Origin of the sequence: Pseudomonas sp. NPDC087626 (genome assembly GCF_044743405.1) — a bacterium.
Classification (GTDB): Bacteria; Pseudomonadota; Gammaproteobacteria; order Pseudomonadales; family Pseudomonadaceae; genus Aquipseudomonas.
The window spans coordinates 61925-82320 of the sequence record NZ_JBIUWJ010000006.1; the positions used below are offsets into that span (position 1 = coordinate 61925).

The following is a 20396-nucleotide window of genomic DNA, read 5'->3' on the forward strand; positions in this document are numbered from 1 at the left end:
GCAGCCCGAGAAAAAACCGGTTTACTGCAAGTGGCGGCCGAGGCGGCCTTCCAGGGCTTTGAGGCTGCGTCGCACCACTTCCACGATCAGCAGGTACAGCACCGCGGCCCAGAGGTAGATCTGGAAGTCGAAACTGCGCGAGAAGGCCAGTTTGGTCACCCCCATCAAGTCGTAGATGGTCACCAGCGAGGCAATGGCGCTGGCCTTGATCATCAGGATCAGTTCGTTGCCCAGGGGGCCGATGGCCACCAGCAGCGATTGCGGCAGGACGACTTTGCGAAAGGTGGTCCAGCGCGACAGGCTCAGGGCGTTGCAGGCTTCGCGTTGCCCCTGGGCCACGGCCATGATGCTGCCCCGCAGGATCTCCGCCTGATAGGCCGCGGTGTTCAGGGTGAACGCCAGCAGGGTGCAGAACCAGGCGTCACGGAAGAACCACCAGAGGCCGACGTCCTGCCAGAAGCCTTTGAACGAACCCAGGCCGTAATACAGCATGAACAGTTGGGCCAGCAGCGGCGAGCCACGGAAGAAGTACACATAGACGCCGGCAAAACGGCTGAGAAAGCGGTTGCCCGACAACCGCGCCAGGGCAATCAGCAGGCCGAGCAGGGCACCGAGGGTGAAGGAAATAGCCACCAGTTTGGCGGTGACCAACAGCCCGTCGATGAAGCGTGGACCATAACGTTCCAGCAACTCAGGGCTGAGGAACAGACTCTGCAATTCAGCCAGGCTCATGGGCGCACGCTCCGTTGATGGCGACTGAAATGCTGTTCCAGGTACTGGAACAGGCGGCCGGAAATCGCCGAGAAGAACAGGTAGCCAAAGCAGGCCACGGTGTAGAACAACATCGGTTCCTTGGTCACGCTGACGGCCAGGTTGGTCTGGCGCATCAGGTCGACCAGCGAGATGGTCGACACCAGCGAAGTGTCCTTGAGCAACGACAGCCAGTTGTTCGACAGGCCCGGCAGGGCGATGCGCACCAGTTGCGGCAGCACCACTTTGGTAAAGGTGGTGCGCCGGGACAGGCCGAGGGCGGCAGCGGCTTCGAACTGGCCCTTGGGCACGGTCTTGAAGGCGCCCAGCCAGATCTGGCTGGAGAACGCAGCGAACACCAGGCTGAACGCGATCATGGCGGCGACGAAGGGGTTGATCGCCACTTCAGCCTCGTAGCCCATCACCGACAACAGTTTCTGCGCGCCGATCTGGCAGCCGTAGTAAATGATCAGCAGGGTCAGCAGTTCGGGCAGGCCACGGAACACGGTGGCAAACACCGTGCTCATGGCGCGCGGCCAGCGACGTCGGGAGCGGGCGGCCAAGGCCAGGCCCAACCCCAGTGGCAAGCCGATCGGCAGGCAGCTCAAGGCCAGGACGATGGTCACCAGGGCGCCGGCCAGCAAGGCTGAGCCCCAGCCGCCGCTGGCGAAGGAAAGCAGTGACAGGTTTTCGAACATGCTCGAACCCTCTCGTAAATTAGGCCCGCACGCGTGCACCGCCGCCGGTGGGCGCGCGGTGCAGCAGGTCGGCAAGGAACGCCCCGCAGGCTGACCTGGGGGGCAGGGGATCAGTAGATGTCGAACGCGAAGTAGCGGCTGGAGATCTTCTTGTAGGTGCCGTCGGCGACGATTTCATCCAGCGCCTTGTTGAAACGCTCGCGCAGTGCATCGTCACCCTTGCGTACCGCGATGGAGGCGTCGGCGGTGGTGCCGTTGACATCGCCGATGATCTTGCAGCAGTCCTTACCAGCGCTGTCGATCCAGGCCAGCAGTGGGAACTTGTCGGCAATCACCCCGTCGACGCGGCCGGCAGCCAGGTCGCTGTTGGCTTCATCCAGGGTCGGGTAGAACTTGACGTCGGCGCCAGCCGGGCCGTAGTGATCTTCGGCGTAGATGGCCTGGGTCGAGGAGGCCTGGGCACCCACGGTGCGACCTTTGAAATCGGTCTGGGCGTCGGAGATGTCCGAGTCCTTGGGCACGGCCACGGACAGCGGAGTGCGGTAGTAGTGGTTAGTGAAATCGATCTTCTGCTTGCGCTCGTCGGTGGCGATCATCGAGGCAACCACGGCGTCGTATTTCTTCGCCATCAGCGCCGGGATAATCCCTTCCCAGTCCTGGGCGACGATCTTGCATTGGACTTTCATGCGTTCACACAGCGCGTTGGCAATGTCCACATCGAAGCCGTGCAGCTTGTTGTCCGAGTCGACATAGTTGAACGGCGGGTAAGCGCCTTCGGTGGCGATCTTCAGGACTTCAGCCTGCGCGCCGGAGGCCCCGGCCAGGACCATTGCACATGCACTGGCAAAGCGAATGACGTGTTTCATCTAGCACCTCGATTTATTGTTTTGAGCTTGGTGATGATGTGTATCCAACGAACTCGTTGTGCAGGAGCGCAACGGCGGCAAGACGTTTTTCCACTTCCGGGCCCAGCTGTTTGCAGACGTCGTTGACCAGCAGGTGCACCAACGACAGCATCGCGGCGGTCGACTCCCAGAAGAGGTTGAACTCGGTGGGCACGCGGAACACTTCGTCGGCGTTCTGCTCGGCCCAGTCGCAAAAGGTGTCGGTGACCAGCGTCACCGGGATGCCCGCCTCGCGGGCCTTGCGGCACAGGGTCAGGGCATGGCGTGAATAGCGGCGGGCTTCGAACACCACCAGGGCGCTGTCATCGGGCAGGCTGAGCAGCACGTCGGCGTAATGCCCGGCAGCGCCGTCGACCCAGTGCACGTCATCGCGCAGGTACTGCAGCAAGTGCACCATGGAGGCGGCGATGCCCCGTTCGGTCTGGAACCCGGCGACGAACACCTTGCGCCGGCTGGCCAGGCGCTGGCTGACGGCGTGCCAGGTGGGGGTCAGGCTGTATTCGTAGACCTTGACCAGCGCCGCCACTTCCAGCTCGAAGCTGCGGGGCAGGCCCTGCGGACCCTGGCTGGCCTGCTGGCGGAATTCCTGCAAACGGTCGCCTACCAGCCACGGGCCATCGCCCAGGTCGGCCTTGAGGTCGTTTTTCAGGTCTTTGAAGTGGCTGTAGCCGATGGAGCGACAGAAGCGCCCGACGCTGGATTCACTGACGTTCAACTTCGCGGCAATGTCGGCAGCGGTCTGGAACGGCAGTTCATAGAGGTTGGCCAGCATGTAGTTGGCAATCGCCCGGCCAGAGGCGGCGGCGGTTGACAGACTGCTTTCAAGGCGTTGTTTGATGGGCTGGCTCAAGGCTGTTTCCTGTTGTTATTCAGCGCTTGGGAAGGAAAATGGATGTTTTCTGTCATAAAGTCAATATTTGACAGATAACTGTCATCGCCGGATAGTTCGCCCATAACAACAAATCGCCCGGAGCTTCAGAATGTCCCACGCCAACACCGCTTTGCCCGAAGTGCAAAGCCTTTCACTCGCCGACCTGACTGAGCTGCTGCAGCGCATCTTTGAACAGCACGGCACCTCGTCGGAAGTCGCCCAGGTACTGGCGCACAACTGTGCCAGCGCCCAGCGCGACGGCGCCCACAGTCACGGGGTGTTCCGCATTCCTGGTTACCTGTCGTCGTTGGCCAGTGGCTGGGTGGATGGTCGGGCCGTGCCGGTGGTGGAGGATGTGGCTTCGGGTTTTGTCCGGGTCGACGCGGCCAAAGGTTTTGCCCAGCCGGCCTTGGCCGCAGCCCGTAGCTTGCTGGTCGAGAAGGCCCGCAGTGCCGGCATCGCGGTATTGGCGATCCGCAACTCGCACCATTTCGCCGCGCTCTGGCCGGACGTCGAACCCTTCGCCGAAGAGGGCCTGGTGGCCTTGAGCGTGGTTAACAGCATGACCTGCGTGGTGCCGCATGGCGCGCAACGGCCGCTGTTCGGCACCAACCCGATTGCCTTTGCCGCACCGCGTGCCGGTGGCGAGCCGATCGTCTTTGACCTGGCGACCAGCGCCATCGCCCACGGCGATGTGCAGATCGCCGCGCGTCAGGGTCAATTGCTGCCCGAGGGCATGGGCGTCGACAGCCTGGGCCAGCCGACCCGGGACCCCAAGGCTATCCTCAACGGCGGCGCGCTGTTGCCGTTTGGCGGGCACAAGGGTTCGGCCCTGTCGATGATGGTGGAACTGTTGGCGGCGGCCCTGACCGGCGGCAACTTCTCGTTCGAGTTCGACTGGTCGAACCATCCCGGGGCACAAACCCCCTGGACCGGTCAGTTGCTGATCGTGATCGATCCGAGCAAGACCGCCGGCAACCACTTCGCCAGCCGTAGCGAAGAACTGGTGCAGCAGATGCGCGGCGTCGGCCTGCAACGCATGCCAGGCGACCGACGGTATCAGGAACGGGCCAAATCCCTGGCCGATGGCATCAGCCTGCCTGCAGCCGAGTTGGCGCGGCTGCGTGAACTGGCGAGCGCGCGCTAGGCAAAGGTGTATCCGACCTTGCAGGTGTATACAAAATCTGTGAGCAACCAAATTCATTGTGGGAGCGAGCGCCCGCTTGCGGCTTGCTCGCGATGAGGCCAGCACAGCCAACATCTATGTTGCCTGACACACCGCTATCGCGGGCAAGCCCGCTCCCACAGGTTTGGTATGGGTGTATACAAAATCTGTGAGCAACCAAATTCATTGTGGGAGCGAGCTTGCTCGCGATGAGGCCAGCACAGCCAACATCGCTGGCGCCTGACACACCGCCATCGCGGGCAAGCCCGCTCCCACAGGTTTGATGTGGTGTATACAGAATCTGTGAACAGCCAAAATCACTGTAGGAGCGGGCTTGCCCGCGATGAGGCCGGCACAGTCAACATCCATGGCACCTGACACCCCCACCGGTTTGGTGGGTTGAAACTGCCACCCTGCATGCCCCCGCCCTGTTATAACTGACCCCTTTCCACGCCCTGGCCAGGGCGCAAACACTTTCTGCTCTTTCGATCTGCAGTCAGTGAAGGCACAATGCGCATCCTTTTTTGGCTAGCCTTGCCGGAGGCCTCGAAATGATTAAGACGCCGTACTACCTTATCGATAAACAAAAGCTGTTGGCGAACATGCAGAAGATCGCCTACGTGCGCGAGCAGTCCGGGGCCAAGGCCCTGTTGGCGCTCAAGTGCTTCGCCACCTGGTCGGTGTTTGACCTGATGGAGCAGTACATGGATGGCACCACCTCGTCCTCGCTCTACGAGCTCAAGCTCGGCCGCCAGAAATTTGCCGGCGAGACCCACGCCTACAGCGTGGCCTGGGCCGACGATGAGATCGAGGAGATGCTCGCCAACTGCGACAAGATCATCTTCAACTCCATCGGCCAGTTGCAGCGCTTTGCCGAGGCGTCCGAAGGCAAGGTTCGCGGTCTGCGGGTCAACCCGCAGGTGAGCAGCTCCGACTACCTGCTGGCAGACCCGGCGCGTCCATACAGCCGCCTGGGCGAGTGGGACCCGGTCAAGGTCGAGGCGGTCATCGAGCAGATCTCCGGCTTCATGTTCCACAACAACTGCGAGAACGGCGACTTCGGCCTGTTCGACCAGATGCTGTGCACCATCGAGGAGCGCTTCGGTCACCTGCTGCACAAGGTCGAATGGGTCAGCCTGGGCGGCGGTATTCACTTCACCGGTGAAGACTATGCCCTCGACCAGTTCTGCGCGCGCCTCAAGGCTTTTTCGCAGAAGTACGGCGTGCAGGTCTACCTGGAGCCGGGCGAAGCTGCCATCACCCAGAGCGCTTCGCTGGAAGTCACCGTGCTCGACACCCTCTACAACGGCAAGCACCTGGCCGTCGTGGACAGCTCCATCGAAGCGCACATGCTCGATCTGCTGATCTACCGCCTGAACGCCAAGCTGGCGCCGAGCGAGGGTGAACACACCTACATGGTGTGCGGCAAATCCTGCCTGGCCGGGGATATCTTTGGTGAGTATCAGTTTGCTGCACCGTTGGCGATTGGCGACCGTCTGTCGTTTGTCGATGCCGCGGGTTACACCATGGTCAAGAAAAACTGGTTCAACGGCCTGAAAATGCCGTCCATCGTAGTGAAACAACTCGATGGTAGTGTCGAGCTGGTTCGTGAGTTTGGTTTCGACGATTACTTGTCCAGCCTTTCGTAAGCTGGCGCAGAAGGAGAGAGAGAAAAATTGAAGAAGAACGTACTTATCATTGGTGCAGGAGGTGTCGCCAAGGTGGTGGCCCACAAGTGCGCGCAGCACAACGATGAACTCGGTCGTATTGCTATCGCGTCGCGCAACATCTCCAAATGCCAGGCCATCATCGACAGCGTCAAGGCCAAGGGCAGCCTCAAAGTGCCCGCCGATATCCAGGCTTTTGCCCTGGACGCCATGGATGTCGAAGCGACCAAGACGCTGATCCGCGAAACCGAATCGCAGATCGTCATCAACGTTGGTTCCGCGTTCCTCAACATGTCGGTGCTGCGTGCCTGCATCGATACCGGTGTCGCCTACCTGGACACCGCCATCCACGAAGAGCCGGGCAAGATCTGTGAAACGCCGCCCTGGTATGGCAACTACGAGTGGAAGCACCTCGAGGAATGCCAGCAGAAGAACGTCACCGCCATTCTCGGCGTGGGCTTCGACCCGGGTGTGGTCAACGCCTATGCAGCCCTGGCGCAACAACAGTATTTCGACCGCATTGATTCGATCGACATTCTCGACGTCAATGCCGGTTCCCACGGCAAATATTTCGCCACCAATTTCGACCCGGAAATCAACTTCCGCGAATTCACCGGACAGGTGTGGAGCTGGCAGGACAGCCAGTGGACCAGCAACACCATGTTCGAAGTCAAACGCACCGACGACCTGCCAGTGGTCGGCGCGCAGAACCTCTACCTCACCGGTCACGATGAAGTGCACTCCCTGTCGAAGAACCTCGGCGTGGCCAACGTGCGTTTCTGGATGAGCTTCGGCGAGCACTACATCAATGTGTTCACCGTACTCAAGAACCTTGGCCTGCTCTCCGAGCAACCGGTCAAGACTGCCGAAGGCCTGGAAGTGGTGCCGTTGAAAGTGGTCAAGGCCGTGCTGCCGGACCCAAGTTCGCTGGCGCCGGGCTACACCGGCAAGACCTGCATCGGCGACCTGGTCAAGGGCACCAAGGATGGCCAGCCGCGTGAAGTGTTCATCTACAACGTGGCTGATCACGAGGAGGCCTATGCCGAAACCGACAGCCAGGGCATTTCCTATACCGCTGGCGTGCCACCGGTAGCCGCCGCCTTGCTGGTCGCCCGTGGCGAGTGGGACGTGCAACGCATGGTCAACGTCGAGGAGCTGCCAGCCGAGCCGTTCCTCAAGGCGCTGGACGTGATGGGCCTGCCGACCCGCATCAAGGATGAGCGTGGCGATCGTCCATGGGACAGCAAAGCCTGAGGCCTTCCAGGTCCTGGTAACTGCCCCGCGCACAAGAACGCCGCTCATTGAGCGGCGTTTTGTTTTCCAGCACAGGACCGGTGGGCGAGCGTCCCTCTGTGCACTGCTTATTACAAGGGCTAGACTAGTGGCATATAACCACAATAACGACGTGACTTGCCTGCATGAGAATCCATCCACTTCCACCCCTCAATAGTTTGATTGCTTTTGAGGCCGCAGCGCGGCACATGAGTTTCACGTTGGCGGCGCATGAATTAAACGTTACCCAAGGCGCGATCAGTCGCCAGGTCCGTTTGCTCGAAGATTACCTGGGTAAAACCCTATTTATACGCACGACCCGTACTCTGCAACTAAGCCCGACCGCCAGCCAGTATTACGAAGCGGTTCGCAATTCATTGCTGGGCGTGGCGCAAGCCACCGGCGAAATACGCCAATGGCAGGGGGCCGAGCAAGTAACGGTGGCCACCAGTACGGCCATGGCATCACTCTGGTTATTGCCCAAAGTCACCCAGTTCCAGCGTGAAAACGAAGAGATCGACCTGCGGATCATCGCCCACGATCAGGTCAAGGATTTCTCCCGGCTGGACTGTGACCTGGCCTTGTATTACTGCCGTACACCGCCGCCGAACATGCAGGTAACGCCCCTGTTTTGCGAGGAGGTGTACCCGGTTTGCAGCCCGGCCTACCTGGCCCAGCACCCGCATTTGAGCAAACCTGAGGACCTTGCCGGCTTGACCTGGCTGTACCTCGATGACCCGCAGCGGGATTGGATCGGCTGGTCCGACTGGTTGCTCAGCCAGGGCCTGAACAAGGTCGAGCCAAAGCGCCGAATCAATATCAATAGTTACTCGATGCTGATCCAGTCGGCAATCAACGGGCAGGGCATTGCCCTGGCCTGGTCGAACCTGGTCGATGACCCTTTGCGCACCGGCGCATTGGTACGACCGCTGGAGGCGGTATTAACGACCGAGGCGCAGTTCTGTTTGCTGGAGCCGTTGTCCCGGGGCGCTATGCGCCAGAGTGTGAAGTGCTTTAGAAGTTGGTTGTTGAATCAACTTCCGCCTTCGAAAGACTCCGTCTAAGAATCGCAAAAAGTTAAACTTGGCGATAACAACAAGTTGCTCATATATTCGCGCGCCCCTGCAATTAGCAAGTTTCAAGGCAAAAAACAAGGCAGGCGAATTTATGACTAAAAGTCATGAATCGCCCCGCAAATATCGTTTGTCGAGACCACTCCTGTTTTCCCAAACTGGCTGCCAACGGACAGTGGCCAGTGGGCCTGCCGATCTTTCCAAACCGTGCCCAGCAGGGGAAAACAATAATGAGCAACAACCGCCAAATTCCTGTGCATCACCTTGAAACCGTACTTAACCCGATCCATGAGGCCACCGGGCTGAGCAACGAGTTCTACACCAATCAACATTTCTTCGAACTGGAACGTGATCAGGTCATGGGCAAGACCTGGGCCTGTGTCGGTTTCGCCAGTGACCTGGTCAAGGCCGGTTCGGTCAAGCCGATCGATTTCATGGGCCTGCCCCTTCTGCTGATGCGCAACCGTGAAGGCCTGGTGCAGGTATTCCATAACGTTTGCAGTCACCGCGGCATGAAGCTGGTGGAGGAGGCCGGTGAGGTGCAAGGGGTGATTCGCTGCCCTTACCACTCCTGGACCTATGACCTCAACGGCGGCCTGCGTGGCACGCCGCACGTCGGCGGGATCGATCAGCACAAGGACGAGCGCTTCGCCTGCGAAAAGCACGGCCTGAAAGCCATCCGCAGTGCGATCTGGATGGACATGGTGTTCATCAACCTGTCGGACGACGCCCAGCCACTCGAGGACATGCTCGCGCCGCTGACCACGCGCTGGACCCAGTTCCTTGGCGAGGACGGCATGAGCCTGCTGCGTCGCCGTGCGGGCCAGGACCAGACCACCCTGGACATCAACTGCAACTGGAAGCTGGCGGTGGAGAACTACTGCGAGGCCTATCACCTGCCGTGGGTGCACCCGAGCCTGAACTCCTATTCGCGCCTGGAAGACCACTACAACATCCTGTTCGACGAGCATTTCGCCGGCCAGGGCAGCTACGCCTACAACCTCTCGGATGTCGCCGGGACCCACCTGCCGAAGTTCCCGGCGTGGCCCCAGGACCGTCTGCGCAACGCCGAATATGTAGCATTTTTCCCCAACGTGCTGCTGGGCATCCAGGCCGACCACGCCTTTGCCATGCAGCTTGAGCCGGTTGCGCCGGGACGCACCATCGAGCACCTGCGCCTGTTCTATGTGGGTGACGAAGCGGCCACCAGCGATGAGTTCGCCGCCTGCCGCGCAGCGATTCTCGAGTCCTGGAAAGTAGTGTTCCAGGAAGACATCAGCTCGGTGGAAGGCATGCAGAAAGGCCGTTTCTCCCCAGGCTACAAAGGTGGCGCGTTCTCTCCGGAAATGGACATCCCGACGCACTTCTTCCACCAGTGGGCTGCACGTCAGTTGCTCGCCACCACGCCGTCTGCCTGAGGAGGAGCGCCCATGTATCCGATAGCCTCGCACTGGCTCAACTACATCGACGGTGAATGGAGCGACAGTACCCAGCACTTGAAAGTCCACAACCCGGGCAATGGCGAGTTGCTCGCAACCATCGCCCAGGCCGGTCTGGCAGACGCCGAGCGCGCCTTGGCGGCGGCCCGGCGCTGTGCCGACAGCGGTGAAATGACCCGAGTGCGCCCGGCGCAACGTGTCACTTGGCTGCTGCGCATCGCCGAGGAGATTCGCGCCGTGGCCGACGAAGGGGCCTGGGTGCTGTGCCAGGAGAACGGCAAGCGCCTGTGCGACGCCAGGGACGAGTTCGTCGAGGCGGCGCGGTACTTCGAGTATTACGCCGGGATGGCGGACAAGATCGAGGGCACCTCGATCCCGCTGGGCAACGGTTACATGGACTTTACCCTGTACGACCCGATGGGCGTTTCGGCGCAGATCGTGCCCTGGAACTTCCCGGTTTCGATCTGTGCGCGTTCCCTGGCCCCGGCGTTGGCGGCGGGTAACGCGGTGGTCATCAAGTCGCCTGAGCTTTCACCGTTGGGCCTGTGTGTGCTGATCGGCGCCATCAGCAAAGCGGGCTTGCCGCGAGGCGCGGTCAACCTGATCTGCGGCCGAGGCCGTGAGGTCGGGGCGCACTTGGTCAGCCACCGCACGGTGGACCAGATTGTGTTCACCGGTTCCGTGCCTACCGGGCAGTCGATCTTGCGGGATGCCGCCCAACACGCGATTCCCAGCGTGATGGAGTTGGGGGGCAAGTCGGCGGCGATTGCCTTTGCCGATGCCGACCCCGAGCAACTGCTGGCCAGTGTCCAGTCGGGGATTTTCTTCAATGCCGGCCAGGTCTGTTCAGCGATGTCCCGGCTGCTGGTGCAGCGCGAGATTTATGAGCAAGTGGTCGAGTCCGTTGTCGCCATGGCCGAAGGGCTCAGCGTCGGGATCGGCCAGGACGACGCGGACCTCACGCCAGTAGTCAGTGCCGGACAACTGGCAGGTATCGAAGACCTGTGTCGCCGCGCTGTGGCGCAAGGTGCGGTAGCGGCCACCGGTGGCCAGGCATTGCCTGACCGAGCCGGTCACTTCATGGCCCCGACGGTGTTCCGCGATGTGCGTCCCGACATGTGCATTGCCCAGGAAGAGGTGTTTGGCCCGGTGCTGGCGGTGATCCCTTTCGACACCGAAGAGGAAGCGATCGCCATCGCCAACGGTACCGAGTTCGGCCTGGTCGCCGGGGTGTTCACCCAGGACATCAGCCGGGCGATGCGCTGCACCCGGCGCCTGAGGGCCGGCCAGGTGTTCGTCAACGAATGGTACGCCGGGGGTATCGAAACCCCGTTTGGTGGCGTCGGACTGTCGGGTTTTGGTCGGGAAAAGGGCCAGGAGGCCTTGTACAGCTATGTGCGCACCAAGAACGTAGCGATCCGGGTTGCGGGGGAGTGAGCGCCATGTACAAGACTTGGCTGTGTATCGTCTGTGGCCTGATCTACGACGAGGCGCTGGGCTGGCCCCAGGACGGCATCGTCGCCGGCACGCGCTGGGAAGATGTGCCCGAAGACTGGCTGTGCCCCGAATGCCACGTCGGCAAGGCGGATTTCGAGATGCTCGATATCAGTGAGCATGTTGCGCCGGCGGCCGTCGCCAGTGTGCCGTTGCCCACCCCGGTGATAACCCCTGCAGCGCTGCTGCCGACCCAGCCGATCGTCATCATCGGCAGCGGTTACGCCGGTTACGGCCTGGCCCAGGCATTGCGCAAGGCCGACCCGCGCGTAGAGATCCGCGTGCTGACCCAGGACTGCGGGCACTTGTATTCCAAGCCGGCACTGTCGATCGGGCTGTCCCAGGGCAAAGACGCCGAGGCATTGGCCAGCGAGTCGCCGATGGCCATCGAGCGGCGCCTGAACATCCGCGTCTATGCGCATTGCCAGGTGCAGCGCATTGACAGTGCGGCGCGGCGCTTGAGCACCAGTCTGGGTGAGATGGACTACGGCCAGTTGGTCCTCGCCAGCGGCGCGATGCCGCTGCGCCTGGCGATCGAGGGCGACACCAGTGCCGTGCTCAGCGTCAACAATTTGCACGACTACCGACAGTTTCGTCAGCGCCTGAGTAGCGTGCAGCGTGTCGCCATCCTGGGCGACGGCCTGATCGGTTGCGAGTTTGCCAACGACCTGGCCAGCAACGGCGTGCGTGTCGATGTCATCGGCCTCGGCCGCTGGCCCATGGAGCGCCTGCTGCCGGTCGAGGCTGGCCAGAAGCTGCAGCTCGCCCTCAGCGAATTGGGAGTGAACTGGTATCTGCAGAACACCCTGCAGGCCATCGAGCCAACGGCCCAGGGTTACGGCTTGCAACTCGCCGACGGGCAACGCATCGAGGCTGACCTGGTGTTGTCTGCCGTCGGGCTGCGGCCGGACCTCAGCCTGGCAGAGAGTGCCGGGGTGACAGTTGGCAGGGGCATTCAAGTGGACTCGCGGTTGCAGACTTCCCAGCCGGGGATCTACGCCCTGGGCGATTGCATCGAAATCGCCGGGCAGTTGTTGCCGTATCTGGCACCGATCAACCAGGGCATCCAGGCACTCAGCCAGACCTTGCTCGGCCGGCCTACGGCCGTCGATTACCCGTTGATGCCGGTGACGGTCAAGACCCCGGTAGCGCCGCTGTGCCTGCTGCCGCCCGCGGCGGGTTGCGTGGGGGAATGGCGCTGCACCTTGACCGAGGACGGGGTGAGTGCCGGTTTCCATGACGTCGACGGCGCGCTGCAAGGTTTTGTCCTGCTCGGTCGCCAGGCGCAAGCCCAACGCAGCCGTTTGCTGCAGTCCTGCCAGAACTCCCAACAGGCTGTAGCCTGAGGCCCGAATCATGAAGAACACGATCAATCTGCCGTATGACGATGCCAGCTGCGGCTGGTACGCAGCCTTGCCTGCACAACCCGCCTGCACCCGCCTGTCCGGTGAGCAGCGGGCCGACTTCACCATCGTCGGCGCAGGGTTTGCCGGCCTGGCGGCCGCACGCCGCCTGGCAACGCATCACCCGCAAGCACGGATTCTGTTGGTCGATGCCCAACGGGTGGCTCACGGGGCTTCGGGGCGCAACTCTGGGTTTGTGATTGACCTGCCCCACAAATTCGCCCTGGAGCATCCGGACCCGGCACACAAGCAGCGCTTGCTGGGGCTCAATCGCGCCGCCATTGCACAGTTGCAAGGTTTGGTGCAGAGCCGTGGGATCGATTGCCAATGGTCCCATGCCGGTAAGTATCAAGGTGCCGTCGGTGCGCGTGGCCTGGCTTACCTGGATCACTTCGAGCGGCTGATGAGCGACCTTGGCGAACCGTTTCGCCGGGTGGGTCCGGCAGAGCTTTCCAGCGTCCTGGGCACCCAGCATTACAGTGGCGCGATCTACACCCCCGGCTGCTACCTGATGCAACCCGCGGCCCTGGTCACCGGGCTGGCGCATTCGTTGCCGGAGAATGTCGAGTTGCTGGAAGAGTCACCGATCCAGCGCCTGGAGCGCGACGGCAAGGGCGGCTGGCTGTTGCATGGCAGCCAGGGGGTGATCCGCAGCCCGCAGGTATTGCTCGGCACCAGCATCTTCACCCAGGAGTTTGGTTATTTGCGTAACCGCCTGCTGCCGGTGATGACCTTCGCCAGTTGGACCCGACCGCTGACCGACAACGAGCTGGCGGCCTACGGCGGTCAGGTGGACTGGGGGCTGACCCCGGCGGACCACGCCGGTACCACGGTGCGCATGACCGAGGATCGTCGCCTGATTATCCGCAATACCTACAAACATGTGCCCAAGTATGGGCGCAGCACCAGCGATGCCATGCGCCTGGACGTGCGCGCGGCGCATCGCAAGGCGTTCCTGGCGCGCTTCCCGCAACTGGCCGAGGTGCCTTTCAGTCATACCTGGGGTGGGGTCTACGCGATCTCGCGCAACTTCACCAACTTCTTTGGCGAACTGGAACCGGGGCTGCATGCCTCGGCGTGCGACAACGGGGTGGGTGCGGCCTGGGGCACGATTTCCGGGACCTTGCTGGCCGATCTGGCGGTGGGCGCCGATTCGGCGCAGTTGAACGATATCCGCGCGGTGACCGGCATGCCGTCGCTCAACCCGCCGGAACCGTTTCTCGGCCTGGGGGTGCGCTCGCGCATTCGCCTGGCCGCCTGGAACAGCCGGAGTGAGTTATGAGCCCGCGCGTCCCAGGCAAGGCACGGGTGCTGTGCATCGACCAGCAGGACCTGACATTCACCGTGCGTGGTGGGCCGCCCGGAGCGGCCTATGTCGCCCGCGCCGTGAGCAATGAAGTGTCACCGAACATCGGGGTGGGATTTGCCCGCTGGGAAGGGGCAGAGGTGCGGTGGACGGTGCTGTATGACGAGGTGATCTTCGTGATCGAGGGCTGTCTGCAGCTGCAGGCCGACGGTGAAATGTTCGAGGTCAGGCCAGGCCAGGTGCTGTGGATTCCTGAAGGCAGCGAGCTGGTGTATGGCGGTCATGCCTTGTTCGGCTACGTGGTGCACCCAGGTAACTGGAAAGAGCTGCACGGATTGGCGTGACGCCAACTTCCCTCCCTTGGACTTCTTGGAATCCGCACCGTGCTTGGACTGACGCGAACTTTCGGGGCCCTTTACCTGGCCAGCTTGTTGATGCAATTGGGCTCGACCCTGCTGATGACCTATCTGGCGTTGCGCTTGAGTGGCATGGGCGGGAGCGAGGCGGCCGGCGGTGCCTTGATGGCCGCCAATGCCCTGGGCATGGTCCTGGGCGGTTGGGTCGGGCGTTGGCTGATCGGCGCGGTTGGGCACATTCGTACCTATGCAGCGTGCGCCGGGATTATTGCCGCAGCGGTGCTGGCCCATGAATTCAGTCATTCACTGCCGTTCTGGCTATTGCTCAGGGCGCTGGTGGGGCTGGCGATGATGTGCCAGCTGATGGTGATCGAAAGCTGGCTCAACGATCAGGCCCGCACCGAGCAACGTGGCGCGGTACTGGCGCTGTACATGGTTGCCAGCTACGTCGGCATGATGCTCGGCCAGTTGGCCCTGACCCTCGATACCGGCTTGGGCATTCGTGCGCTATTGGGCGTGGCCATGGTGTTTGCCCTGTGCTCGGTGCCAGTGGCGCTGACCCGCAGCGCCCATCCCAGCGTGGTGCCCAGTGCGGCGATTGATGTGCGGTTGTTTGTGCGGCGGATTCCCCAGTCGTTGGTGACCGTCCTGGTGTCCGGGATGATCAATGGCAGTTTCTACGGCCTGGCTGCGATCTATGCGAGCAAGCAGGGACTCGACACGGCGCAGGTCGGGCAGTTCATGGCCTTGACCATCGGCGCCGGGCTGCTGGCGCAGTTGCCGCTGGGCTGGCTCTCGGACCGGCTGCCACGGGCGAGCCTGATCCGTGGGGTGGCGGTGGTGCTTCTCGTGGCCAGCCTGCCGCTGGGGTTTAATCAGTCGCCCTCGTTCAGCACCGTGTTGCTGTTTGGCGCGGCGATTGGCTTCCTGCAGTTCTGCCTGTACCCGCTGGGCGTGGCGCTGGCCAACGACAATATGGAGGCAGGCTTGCGGGTGTCCCTCTCGGGCATGCTGTTGATCACCTTCGGCGTCGGAGCCTGTATCGGGCCGCTGGTGGCAGGTTTATTGATGGAATATGCGGGCGCCTCCAGCCTGTATTTTTTCCACGCCGGTTGTGCGCTGTTGCTGGCCTTGTGCGTGACCCAGACGCGAGTCAGCGGTCGGCACCTGAACCCGGACGCGCCCTTGCATCAACCGCTCACGCCGGATGGTCTGGCAAGTTCGAACTGGGTGGCGGTGGCAGAGCCGGTAGAGCAATCGGCAAGGCACTAAGTGCCGTCGCCAGGGAGGGCAGCGACGGTTTTGATCGATGCGTTTTTCTCATGAATCGGTGACGAAAAATGGTTTGAAGGCGGGTGGGGTTTCCACCATCTTGCCAGTGGTAATTAGGATAAACACGCCTGGAATAATCATCGGACGAACAGCGTTGTTTTTCGGGGCTTTAAATAACCCGTCAAGCGCCTGACTCCAGAACACTCTCTACACCCTTATACAAAAACAAAAGGGGAATAAAATGCGTGCGCAATCTGGCATGTTGAAAGGCTTGAATCCGAAAGTGACGGTGGCCTCATTAGTTGGCGTGATCCTGTTTGTACTGTTTTGTGCCGTTCAAGATGAACAAGCCGCCAAGGCGTTTGAAACGGCCTCCGGGTTTATCCTGTACAACTTCAAGTGGTACTACATCACGTTGATCAGTGCTGTACTTGGGGTGCTGGCTTATATTGCCGTCAGTCGCTTTGGCAACCTCAAGCTGGGCGCCGACGAGGATGTGCCAGAGTTCAGTTTCGCATCCTGGATCGCCATGCTGTTCAGCGCCGGCATGGGCATCGGCCTGATCTTCTGGTCGGTTGCCGAGCCTATGCTGCACTACGCCGACAACCCGTTTTCCAAGGGTTTGACCGACGAATCGGCGAGCATCGCCATGCGCATCACCCTGTTTCACTGGGGCCTGCACCCGTGGGCAATCTTTTCCATGATCGGCCTGGGCCTGGCGTACTTTGCCTATCGCCGGGGCTTGCCGCTGGCGCTGCGTTCGTTGCTCTATCCGTTGATCGGTAACCGCATCTACGGCTGGATCGGCCATGTGGTCGATATCATGGGTGTGGTGATCACCGCCTTTGGTGTTTCCCAGTCACTGGGCCTGGGTGTGGCGCAGATCAATACCGGCTTACATCAAGTGTTTGATGTCCCGGTGAGTATCGGCCTGCAGTTATCGATTATCCTGGTGGTCAGTATTCTCGCCTGCGTTTCCTTGCTGGTGGGATTGTCCAAGGGGATGAAGCGCATCTCCACCCTTAATATGTATTTGTCTTTCCTGTTAATGCTCGCGGTGCTGCTGTTAGGTCCAACCCGTTACATTCTGAACTTGATGTTCGAATCCACCGGCGATTATGTGCAGAACATCGTCGGCCTGAGTTTCTGGATGGATGCCCAGAAAGACAGCGAATGGCAAAACTGGTGGACCGCGTTCTACTGGCCTTGGTGGATGACCTGGGGGCCGTTTGTCGGCTTGTTCATCGCACGAATTTCCAAAGGCCGGACCATCCGTGAGCTGGTAGTGGGTGCGTTGATTGTGCCGACCATGGTCACCATCCTCTGGATGTCGGTCTTTGGTGGTGCTTCCCTGAAGCAGGAGCAACTCGATCGGCAAGCCTATCAGCAGTCGGTAGCGGCTCAGGAAGTGGTGCAGGAGCAAGCACCGTTCAGCGGTGGCACGGTGCTGTTGGCGACCAAAAAAGAAACCACGGCGGCCATGTTCACCCTGTTGCAAGTGCTCGATGGCCCTGCGGTCGGCGCGGCACTGTCGATCCTGGTCTGCGTGTTGCTCGGGGTGCACTTTGTCACCACCGCCGATGCCGGGACCCAGGTGTTGTGTACCTTGTGCGCATTGGGCAGCACCAATCCACCGAAGTGGATCAGGGTGCTCTGGTGCCTGTTGGAAGGCGCCATTGCGGCGGGGTTGTTATTGGCCGGCGGATTGAAAGCGATTCAAATGGCGAGTATTGCCGCAGGGTTGCCGATCGCCATGTTGCTGTTGGCCATTTGCTACAGCCTGATCCACAGCTTGCGCCAGGAGATGCCGGCCGTGGCCTACCGTACCCCGGCACCGCAGCCGAAATCGGAGCAGGACGCTGCGTTGGCAGAACGACGTGAACCTGAAGTGGTAACGGGTAAACGTGTGCCTTTTCCGGTAGCTGAAGCCTACTGATCAGAGCGGTTGTCGGGCGTTTTTCCACGCCCGATAAGCCTCTGGCAAACACCCCGCACACGGCCGGAAACCGGCCGCCAGGGCGGCTGCCTCATCGGCAAAAAACACCCGATGAGTGACGTAGCCGCCCCGGGCGATGGCACGCAAGGCGCCTGGGCAATCCAGGCGACCGTAGATCTTCGAGCGCCGGTGGCCGCCCAACAGGCCGGGCACCGGGCTGGCGATCTTGTGCCGTTGTTCGTTGAGCAGCCAGTAGGTTTTCATCCCCTGGGCACTCGCCACAAATACCACGCGGCAACCGTCCGATACGGGCTCCAGGCCTGGCCAAGGTCGAGCATCTGCTTGCGCGTGGGCGTTTGCTCCAGGCCCTTGAGGCGGCGGTAACCGTCGCGTACACCAAAGTCGTCGGCGGGCAGGATGTCCGAGCGTTCGAGGGTGTAGATCAGCAGCATCTCCACGGTCCAGCGACCAACCCCACGCAACGGCGTCAGGCGCGCAATCAGCGCCTCGTCGTCCATGGCTTGCGCCGTGGGGTAGTCCGGGACAACGCCGCTCAACGTGGCGCCAGCGATGCCCTGGATGGTCGCGATCTTGCTCGCGGAAAAACCGCAGCGGCGCAGGTCGTCAAACTCGCTGGCCAGCAACTGTGCAGCAGTGGGGAAGGGCTGCCCGGGGAACAGCGCGAGCAAGCGCCCGACAATCGCATCGCCGGCACGCACGTGCAGTTGCTGATAGGCGATCGCCCGCACCAGGGCTTCGTAGGGATCGCGCGTTGGCTGGGGTTGATGCAGGCATGGGCCGATGGCCGCGACATGCCGCGCCCAGTCGTCGTCGAGGGCGGCGAGGAACTGGCGGGCGCGGTGATAGGGCATGGGGCATCCGGGTAGGAGTGAGGGGTTGGTGGACAGACTAGTCGTCCGCCCGCCACCGTGCACCCGGGGTCTTGCGCTCAAATTCGCAATGGCGCCTTGGTGCTCAGGCCTTGCTCGCAGCCAGGTACGCAGCAAGACGTCGGCCCATCTCGTCACCCAGGGCCTGCAAGGCACTCATCGGTCGCACCATCACTTCAAACTCGACGATTTTCCCCTCCTCGTTGAAGCGAATCATATCGATGCCCTTGAGTTGCTTGGCGCCGACCCGGGCACTGAACTCCAGCACCACATTCAGCCCGTCGGTACTCCCTAGTTCGCGGTGGTAGGTAAAGTCCTCGAACACCTGGAACACCGTGTTGAGGATCATCGCCACCACCGGCGCGCCGGGGTAGGGCGTGTGGGCCATTGGCGAACGGAATACGGCTTCGGTAGCGAGCAATTCGGGCAGGGCGCGCAAGTCGCCCTTATCGAGCATGGCGTGCCACTGCGCCAGGGTGGCGGCGACGTTGGGATGCAGCTTGAGTTCAGACATGTTCGACTCCTGGGTTTTTATTGTTGTGCCGTCGCCCAGTGATGGCCTGGGCGGCGTGCTCTGCCCAGAGACTGTAGATCATAGGCCCGGGATGGAAGCCGTCGACGGCCATCATCCCGGCCTCCGGGGCCAGGCTCAGGGTCAGCAGGCTACAGGATGGCTGGGCGGCGGTGAGGGTGGCCAGTCGTTGGTTGAAACGCCTGGTCCGGTTGCCCAGGTACCAGCGCAGAGGCTGGGGCAATGCCGGGAACAGATGCATCGGTGGCAGCGGGGAAATGATCAACTGTTGCACTGCGAACTTGTCCCTCAACAACCCCAGTAAGCGCTGTTGCCGCACCAGCCATTGATCGGCGCCAAGGCTGCTGGTGACATCGTTGACCCCAATGCCCAGCACCGCCACATCGAAGGGCTCCGCGTCCTTGGCTTCGAGCAGCTCCAGCAGGCCTTGGGAATCCAGCCCGGTCTGTGCCCAGAGTTGCCAGCTCACCTGGAAGTCTGCAGCCAGCCGTCCAACCAGTTGCCCGCTCAGGGCCTGGTCCTGGGTCGCGGCACCCACCCCGGCGACGGCCGAATCCCCGACTATCAGCAAGCGCAGGCGCACGCCATTGCCGGTCAAGCCCTGGCGTGCACCGCTGGCTTCCGGCAACCGCGGGGTGACCCGCCGGACGTAGAGACCTTGCAGTAGGAGCAAAGGCCCCAGCAGCAGTTTGCTCAAGGGTTCAAGCATGCCCGAGGCTCAGGCCCGACGCGCCATCATCAGCACACTTGCCGCCGCCGCCAACAGCCCGGCGCAGCACCGATTGAAAACCCGTTTGCCACCGGGCTGGCTGAACCAGCGGCGCATGTGCAGCCCCATGTAGGCGTATGAGGCGATGGCAACCCACTCCAGGGCCAGGAACAGCGCGCCCAGCAAGGCAAACTGCGGGGTCACCGCCTGGCTGGGGTCGACGAACTGCGGCAGGAAGGCGGTGAATATCAGGATGGCTTTGGGGTTGCCGGCCGCCACCAAAAACTCTTGCCGGGCCAGCGCCAGCAACCCCGCCTCAGGGCGTTTGGTTGCGGTCTCGACCTGGGGATCGGCGGTCCACAGTTGCCAGGCGAGGTACAGCAGGTAAGCCGCACCGACGATTTTGATCCCGTAGAACAGCCACTCCGACGTCTGCAGCACCACCGCCAGGCCGGCGGAGGCGAGGGCGATCATGCCGGCGAATGCCAGCAGCCGCCCGATCCCGGCCAGGCACGAGGTGCGGTAGCCATAGCGGGTAGCGTTGCTGACCGACAACAGATTGTTCGGCCCCGGCGCCATGTTCAAGGCGAAGCAGGCGGGGAGGAACAGGGTGAGGGTGGCGAGGTCCATAGGCGATTGCGTCCGTAGTCGGGGGTTG

At 61.9% G+C, this 20396-nt stretch carries 20 protein-coding genes and 1 pseudogene; 12 read left to right on the forward strand and 9 right to left on the reverse strand.

The features are described from left to right. Window positions 1-21: 21 nt before the first annotated feature. The 4 genes from ACIOVD_RS07150 to ACIOVD_RS07165 all read right to left on the reverse strand — a co-directional run bounded on the left by ACIOVD_RS07150 (window position 22) and on the right by ACIOVD_RS07165 (window position 3203). A complete protein-coding gene (locus tag ACIOVD_RS07150) occupies window positions 22-732 on the reverse strand; it encodes an ABC transporter permease (RefSeq protein ID WP_095170771.1) in 711 nt (236 codons plus the stop codon). Continuing rightward, complete coding sequence (locus tag ACIOVD_RS07155; protein WP_095170769.1) at window positions 729-1448, reverse strand: ABC transporter permease; 720 nt, start codon at window positions 1446-1448, stop codon at window positions 729-731. Before ACIOVD_RS07155 ends, ACIOVD_RS07150 begins: the two co-directional genes overlap by 4 nt. A 110-nt stretch (window positions 1449-1558) precedes the next feature. Further along, window positions 1559-2314, reverse strand: a complete 756-nt coding sequence (locus ACIOVD_RS07160) for a transporter substrate-binding domain-containing protein (RefSeq protein WP_095170761.1) — start codon at window positions 2312-2314, stop codon at window positions 1559-1561. A gap of 13 nt (window positions 2315-2327) precedes the next feature. Further along, window positions 2328-3203 carry a MurR/RpiR family transcriptional regulator gene (locus ACIOVD_RS07165; protein WP_401126848.1) on the reverse strand — a complete coding sequence of 292 codons (876 nt, stop codon included), beginning with the start codon at window positions 3201-3203 and terminating at the stop codon, window positions 2328-2330. Between the two features lie 130 nt (window positions 3204-3333). Between ACIOVD_RS07165 and ACIOVD_RS07170 the strand changes: the two genes are divergently transcribed. From ACIOVD_RS07170 to ACIOVD_RS07225, 12 genes and pseudogenes are all read left to right on the forward strand, one after another. Next, a complete protein-coding gene (locus ACIOVD_RS07170) occupies window positions 3334-4371 on the forward strand; it encodes an Ldh family oxidoreductase (protein WP_401126850.1) in 1038 nt (345 codons plus the stop codon). A 569-nt stretch (window positions 4372-4940) separates the two neighbouring features. Next, window positions 4941-6038 (forward strand): carboxynorspermidine decarboxylase, encoded by a 1098-nt coding sequence (locus ACIOVD_RS07175; protein ID WP_095170755.1) that lies wholly within the window; start codon window positions 4941-4943, stop codon window positions 6036-6038. A 27-nt stretch (window positions 6039-6065) separates the two neighbouring features. Continuing rightward, window positions 6066-7310, forward strand: coding sequence for a saccharopine dehydrogenase family protein (locus ACIOVD_RS07180; protein WP_095170753.1), 1245 nt, complete (start codon window positions 6066-6068; stop codon window positions 7308-7310). Between the two features lie 164 nt (window positions 7311-7474). Beyond that, window positions 7475-8392, forward strand: a complete 918-nt coding sequence (locus ACIOVD_RS07185; protein ID WP_401126853.1) for a LysR substrate-binding domain-containing protein — start codon at window positions 7475-7477, stop codon at window positions 8390-8392. A gap of 239 nt (window positions 8393-8631) precedes the next feature. Next, window positions 8632-9819 carry an aromatic ring-hydroxylating dioxygenase subunit alpha gene (locus ACIOVD_RS07190; RefSeq protein WP_401126855.1) on the forward strand — a complete coding sequence of 396 codons (1188 nt, stop codon included), beginning with the start codon at window positions 8632-8634 and terminating at the stop codon, window positions 9817-9819. A 12-nt stretch (window positions 9820-9831) separates the two neighbouring features. After that, window positions 9832-11277 carry an aldehyde dehydrogenase family protein gene (locus ACIOVD_RS07195; protein WP_401126857.1) on the forward strand — a complete coding sequence of 482 codons (1446 nt, stop codon included), beginning with the start codon at window positions 9832-9834 and terminating at the stop codon, window positions 11275-11277. A 5-nt stretch (window positions 11278-11282) separates the two neighbouring features. Further along, window positions 11283-11447 (forward strand): annotated as a pseudogene (locus ACIOVD_RS07200) (rubredoxin); the annotation flags it as partial. Then, complete coding sequence (locus tag ACIOVD_RS07205; RefSeq protein ID WP_401127002.1) at window positions 11436-12680, forward strand: FAD-dependent oxidoreductase; 1245 nt, start codon at window positions 11436-11438, stop codon at window positions 12678-12680. The pseudogene ACIOVD_RS07200 and the gene ACIOVD_RS07205, both read left to right, overlap by 12 nt. Window positions 12681-12690: 10 nt before the next feature. Continuing rightward, window positions 12691-14019: an NAD(P)/FAD-dependent oxidoreductase gene (locus ACIOVD_RS07210; protein ID WP_401126859.1), complete on the forward strand. Its 1329-nt coding sequence runs from the start codon at window positions 12691-12693 to the stop codon at window positions 14017-14019. Beyond that, window positions 14016-14387: an ethanolamine utilization protein EutQ gene (locus ACIOVD_RS07215; protein WP_401126861.1), complete on the forward strand. Its 372-nt coding sequence runs from the start codon at window positions 14016-14018 to the stop codon at window positions 14385-14387. The genes ACIOVD_RS07210 and ACIOVD_RS07215 overlap by 4 nt, the downstream gene beginning before the upstream one ends. 39 nt (window positions 14388-14426) lie before the next feature. Then, the gene (locus ACIOVD_RS07220; RefSeq protein ID WP_177440703.1) at window positions 14427-15671 is read left to right on the forward strand and encodes an MFS transporter; all 1245 of its coding nucleotides are present in this window, start codon (window positions 14427-14429) and stop codon (window positions 15669-15671) included. Window positions 15672-15912: 241 nt separating this feature from the next. Then, a complete protein-coding gene (locus ACIOVD_RS07225) occupies window positions 15913-17607 on the forward strand; it encodes a BCCT family transporter (protein WP_095170741.1) in 1695 nt (564 codons plus the stop codon). Here the strand turns inward: ACIOVD_RS07225 and ACIOVD_RS07230 are convergent, their stop codons facing one another. From ACIOVD_RS07230 to ACIOVD_RS07250, 5 genes are all read right to left on the reverse strand, one after another. After that, entirely contained in the window at window positions 17608-17871 is a 264-nt protein-coding gene (locus tag ACIOVD_RS07230) for an Ada metal-binding domain-containing protein (RefSeq protein ID WP_095170739.1), read from the reverse strand. After that, complete coding sequence (locus ACIOVD_RS07235) at window positions 17868-18479, reverse strand: DNA-3-methyladenine glycosylase (RefSeq protein WP_320332506.1); 612 nt, start codon at window positions 18477-18479, stop codon at window positions 17868-17870. Before ACIOVD_RS07235 ends, ACIOVD_RS07230 begins: the two co-directional genes overlap by 4 nt. A 103-nt stretch (window positions 18480-18582) precedes the next feature. Next, window positions 18583-19011 carry a nuclear transport factor 2 family protein gene (locus ACIOVD_RS07240; RefSeq protein ID WP_401126864.1) on the reverse strand — a complete coding sequence of 143 codons (429 nt, stop codon included), beginning with the start codon at window positions 19009-19011 and terminating at the stop codon, window positions 18583-18585. After that, a complete protein-coding gene (locus ACIOVD_RS07245; RefSeq protein WP_401126866.1) occupies window positions 19004-19738 on the reverse strand; it encodes an SGNH/GDSL hydrolase family protein in 735 nt (244 codons plus the stop codon). Before ACIOVD_RS07245 ends, ACIOVD_RS07240 begins: the two co-directional genes overlap by 8 nt. Before the next feature lie 9 nt (window positions 19739-19747). Next, on the reverse strand, window positions 19748-20368 hold the full coding sequence (locus ACIOVD_RS07250; protein ID WP_159996649.1) for a LysE family translocator: 621 nt from the start codon (window positions 20366-20368) through the stop codon (window positions 19748-19750). Window positions 20369-20396: the final 28 nt, after the last annotated feature.

Coding starts and splice junctions, on each gene's coding strand:
- ACIOVD_RS07150 (WP_095170771.1), bottom strand. CDS start 732: ATGAGCCTGGCTGAATTGCAGAGTCTGTTCCTCAGCCCTGAGTTGCTG.
- ACIOVD_RS07155 (WP_095170769.1), bottom strand. CDS start 1,448: ATGTTCGAAAACCTGTCACTGCTTTCCTTCGCCAGCGGCGGCTGGGGC.
- ACIOVD_RS07160 (WP_095170761.1), bottom strand. CDS start 2,314: ATGAAACACGTCATTCGCTTTGCCAGTGCATGTGCAATGGTCCTGGCC.
- ACIOVD_RS07170 (WP_401126850.1), top strand. CDS start 3,334: ATGTCCCACGCCAACACCGCTTTGCCCGAAGTGCAAAGCCTTTCACTC.
- ACIOVD_RS07175 (WP_095170755.1), top strand. CDS start 4,941: ATGATTAAGACGCCGTACTACCTTATCGATAAACAAAAGCTGTTGGCG.
- ACIOVD_RS07185 (WP_401126853.1), top strand. CDS start 7,475: ATGAGAATCCATCCACTTCCACCCCTCAATAGTTTGATTGCTTTTGAG.
- ACIOVD_RS07190 (WP_401126855.1), top strand. CDS start 8,632: ATGAGCAACAACCGCCAAATTCCTGTGCATCACCTTGAAACCGTACTT.
- ACIOVD_RS07195 (WP_401126857.1), top strand. CDS start 9,832: ATGTATCCGATAGCCTCGCACTGGCTCAACTACATCGACGGTGAATGG.
- ACIOVD_RS07205 (WP_401127002.1), top strand. CDS start 11,436: ATGCTCGATATCAGTGAGCATGTTGCGCCGGCGGCCGTCGCCAGTGTG.
- ACIOVD_RS07210 (WP_401126859.1), top strand. CDS start 12,691: ATGAAGAACACGATCAATCTGCCGTATGACGATGCCAGCTGCGGCTGG.
- ACIOVD_RS07215 (WP_401126861.1), top strand. CDS start 14,016: ATGAGCCCGCGCGTCCCAGGCAAGGCACGGGTGCTGTGCATCGACCAG.
- ACIOVD_RS07225 (WP_095170741.1), top strand. CDS start 15,913: ATGCGTGCGCAATCTGGCATGTTGAAAGGCTTGAATCCGAAAGTGACG.
- ACIOVD_RS07230 (WP_095170739.1), bottom strand. CDS start 17,871: ATGAAAACCTACTGGCTGCTCAACGAACAACGGCACAAGATCGCCAGC.
- ACIOVD_RS07235 (WP_320332506.1), bottom strand. CDS start 18,479: ATGCCCTATCACCGCGCCCGCCAGTTCCTCGCCGCCCTCGACGACGAC.
- ACIOVD_RS07240 (WP_401126864.1), bottom strand. CDS start 19,011: ATGTCTGAACTCAAGCTGCATCCCAACGTCGCCGCCACCCTGGCGCAG.
- ACIOVD_RS07245 (WP_401126866.1), bottom strand. CDS start 19,738: ATGCTTGAACCCTTGAGCAAACTGCTGCTGGGGCCTTTGCTCCTACTG.
- ACIOVD_RS07250 (WP_159996649.1), bottom strand. CDS start 20,368: ATGGACCTCGCCACCCTCACCCTGTTCCTCCCCGCCTGCTTCGCCTTG.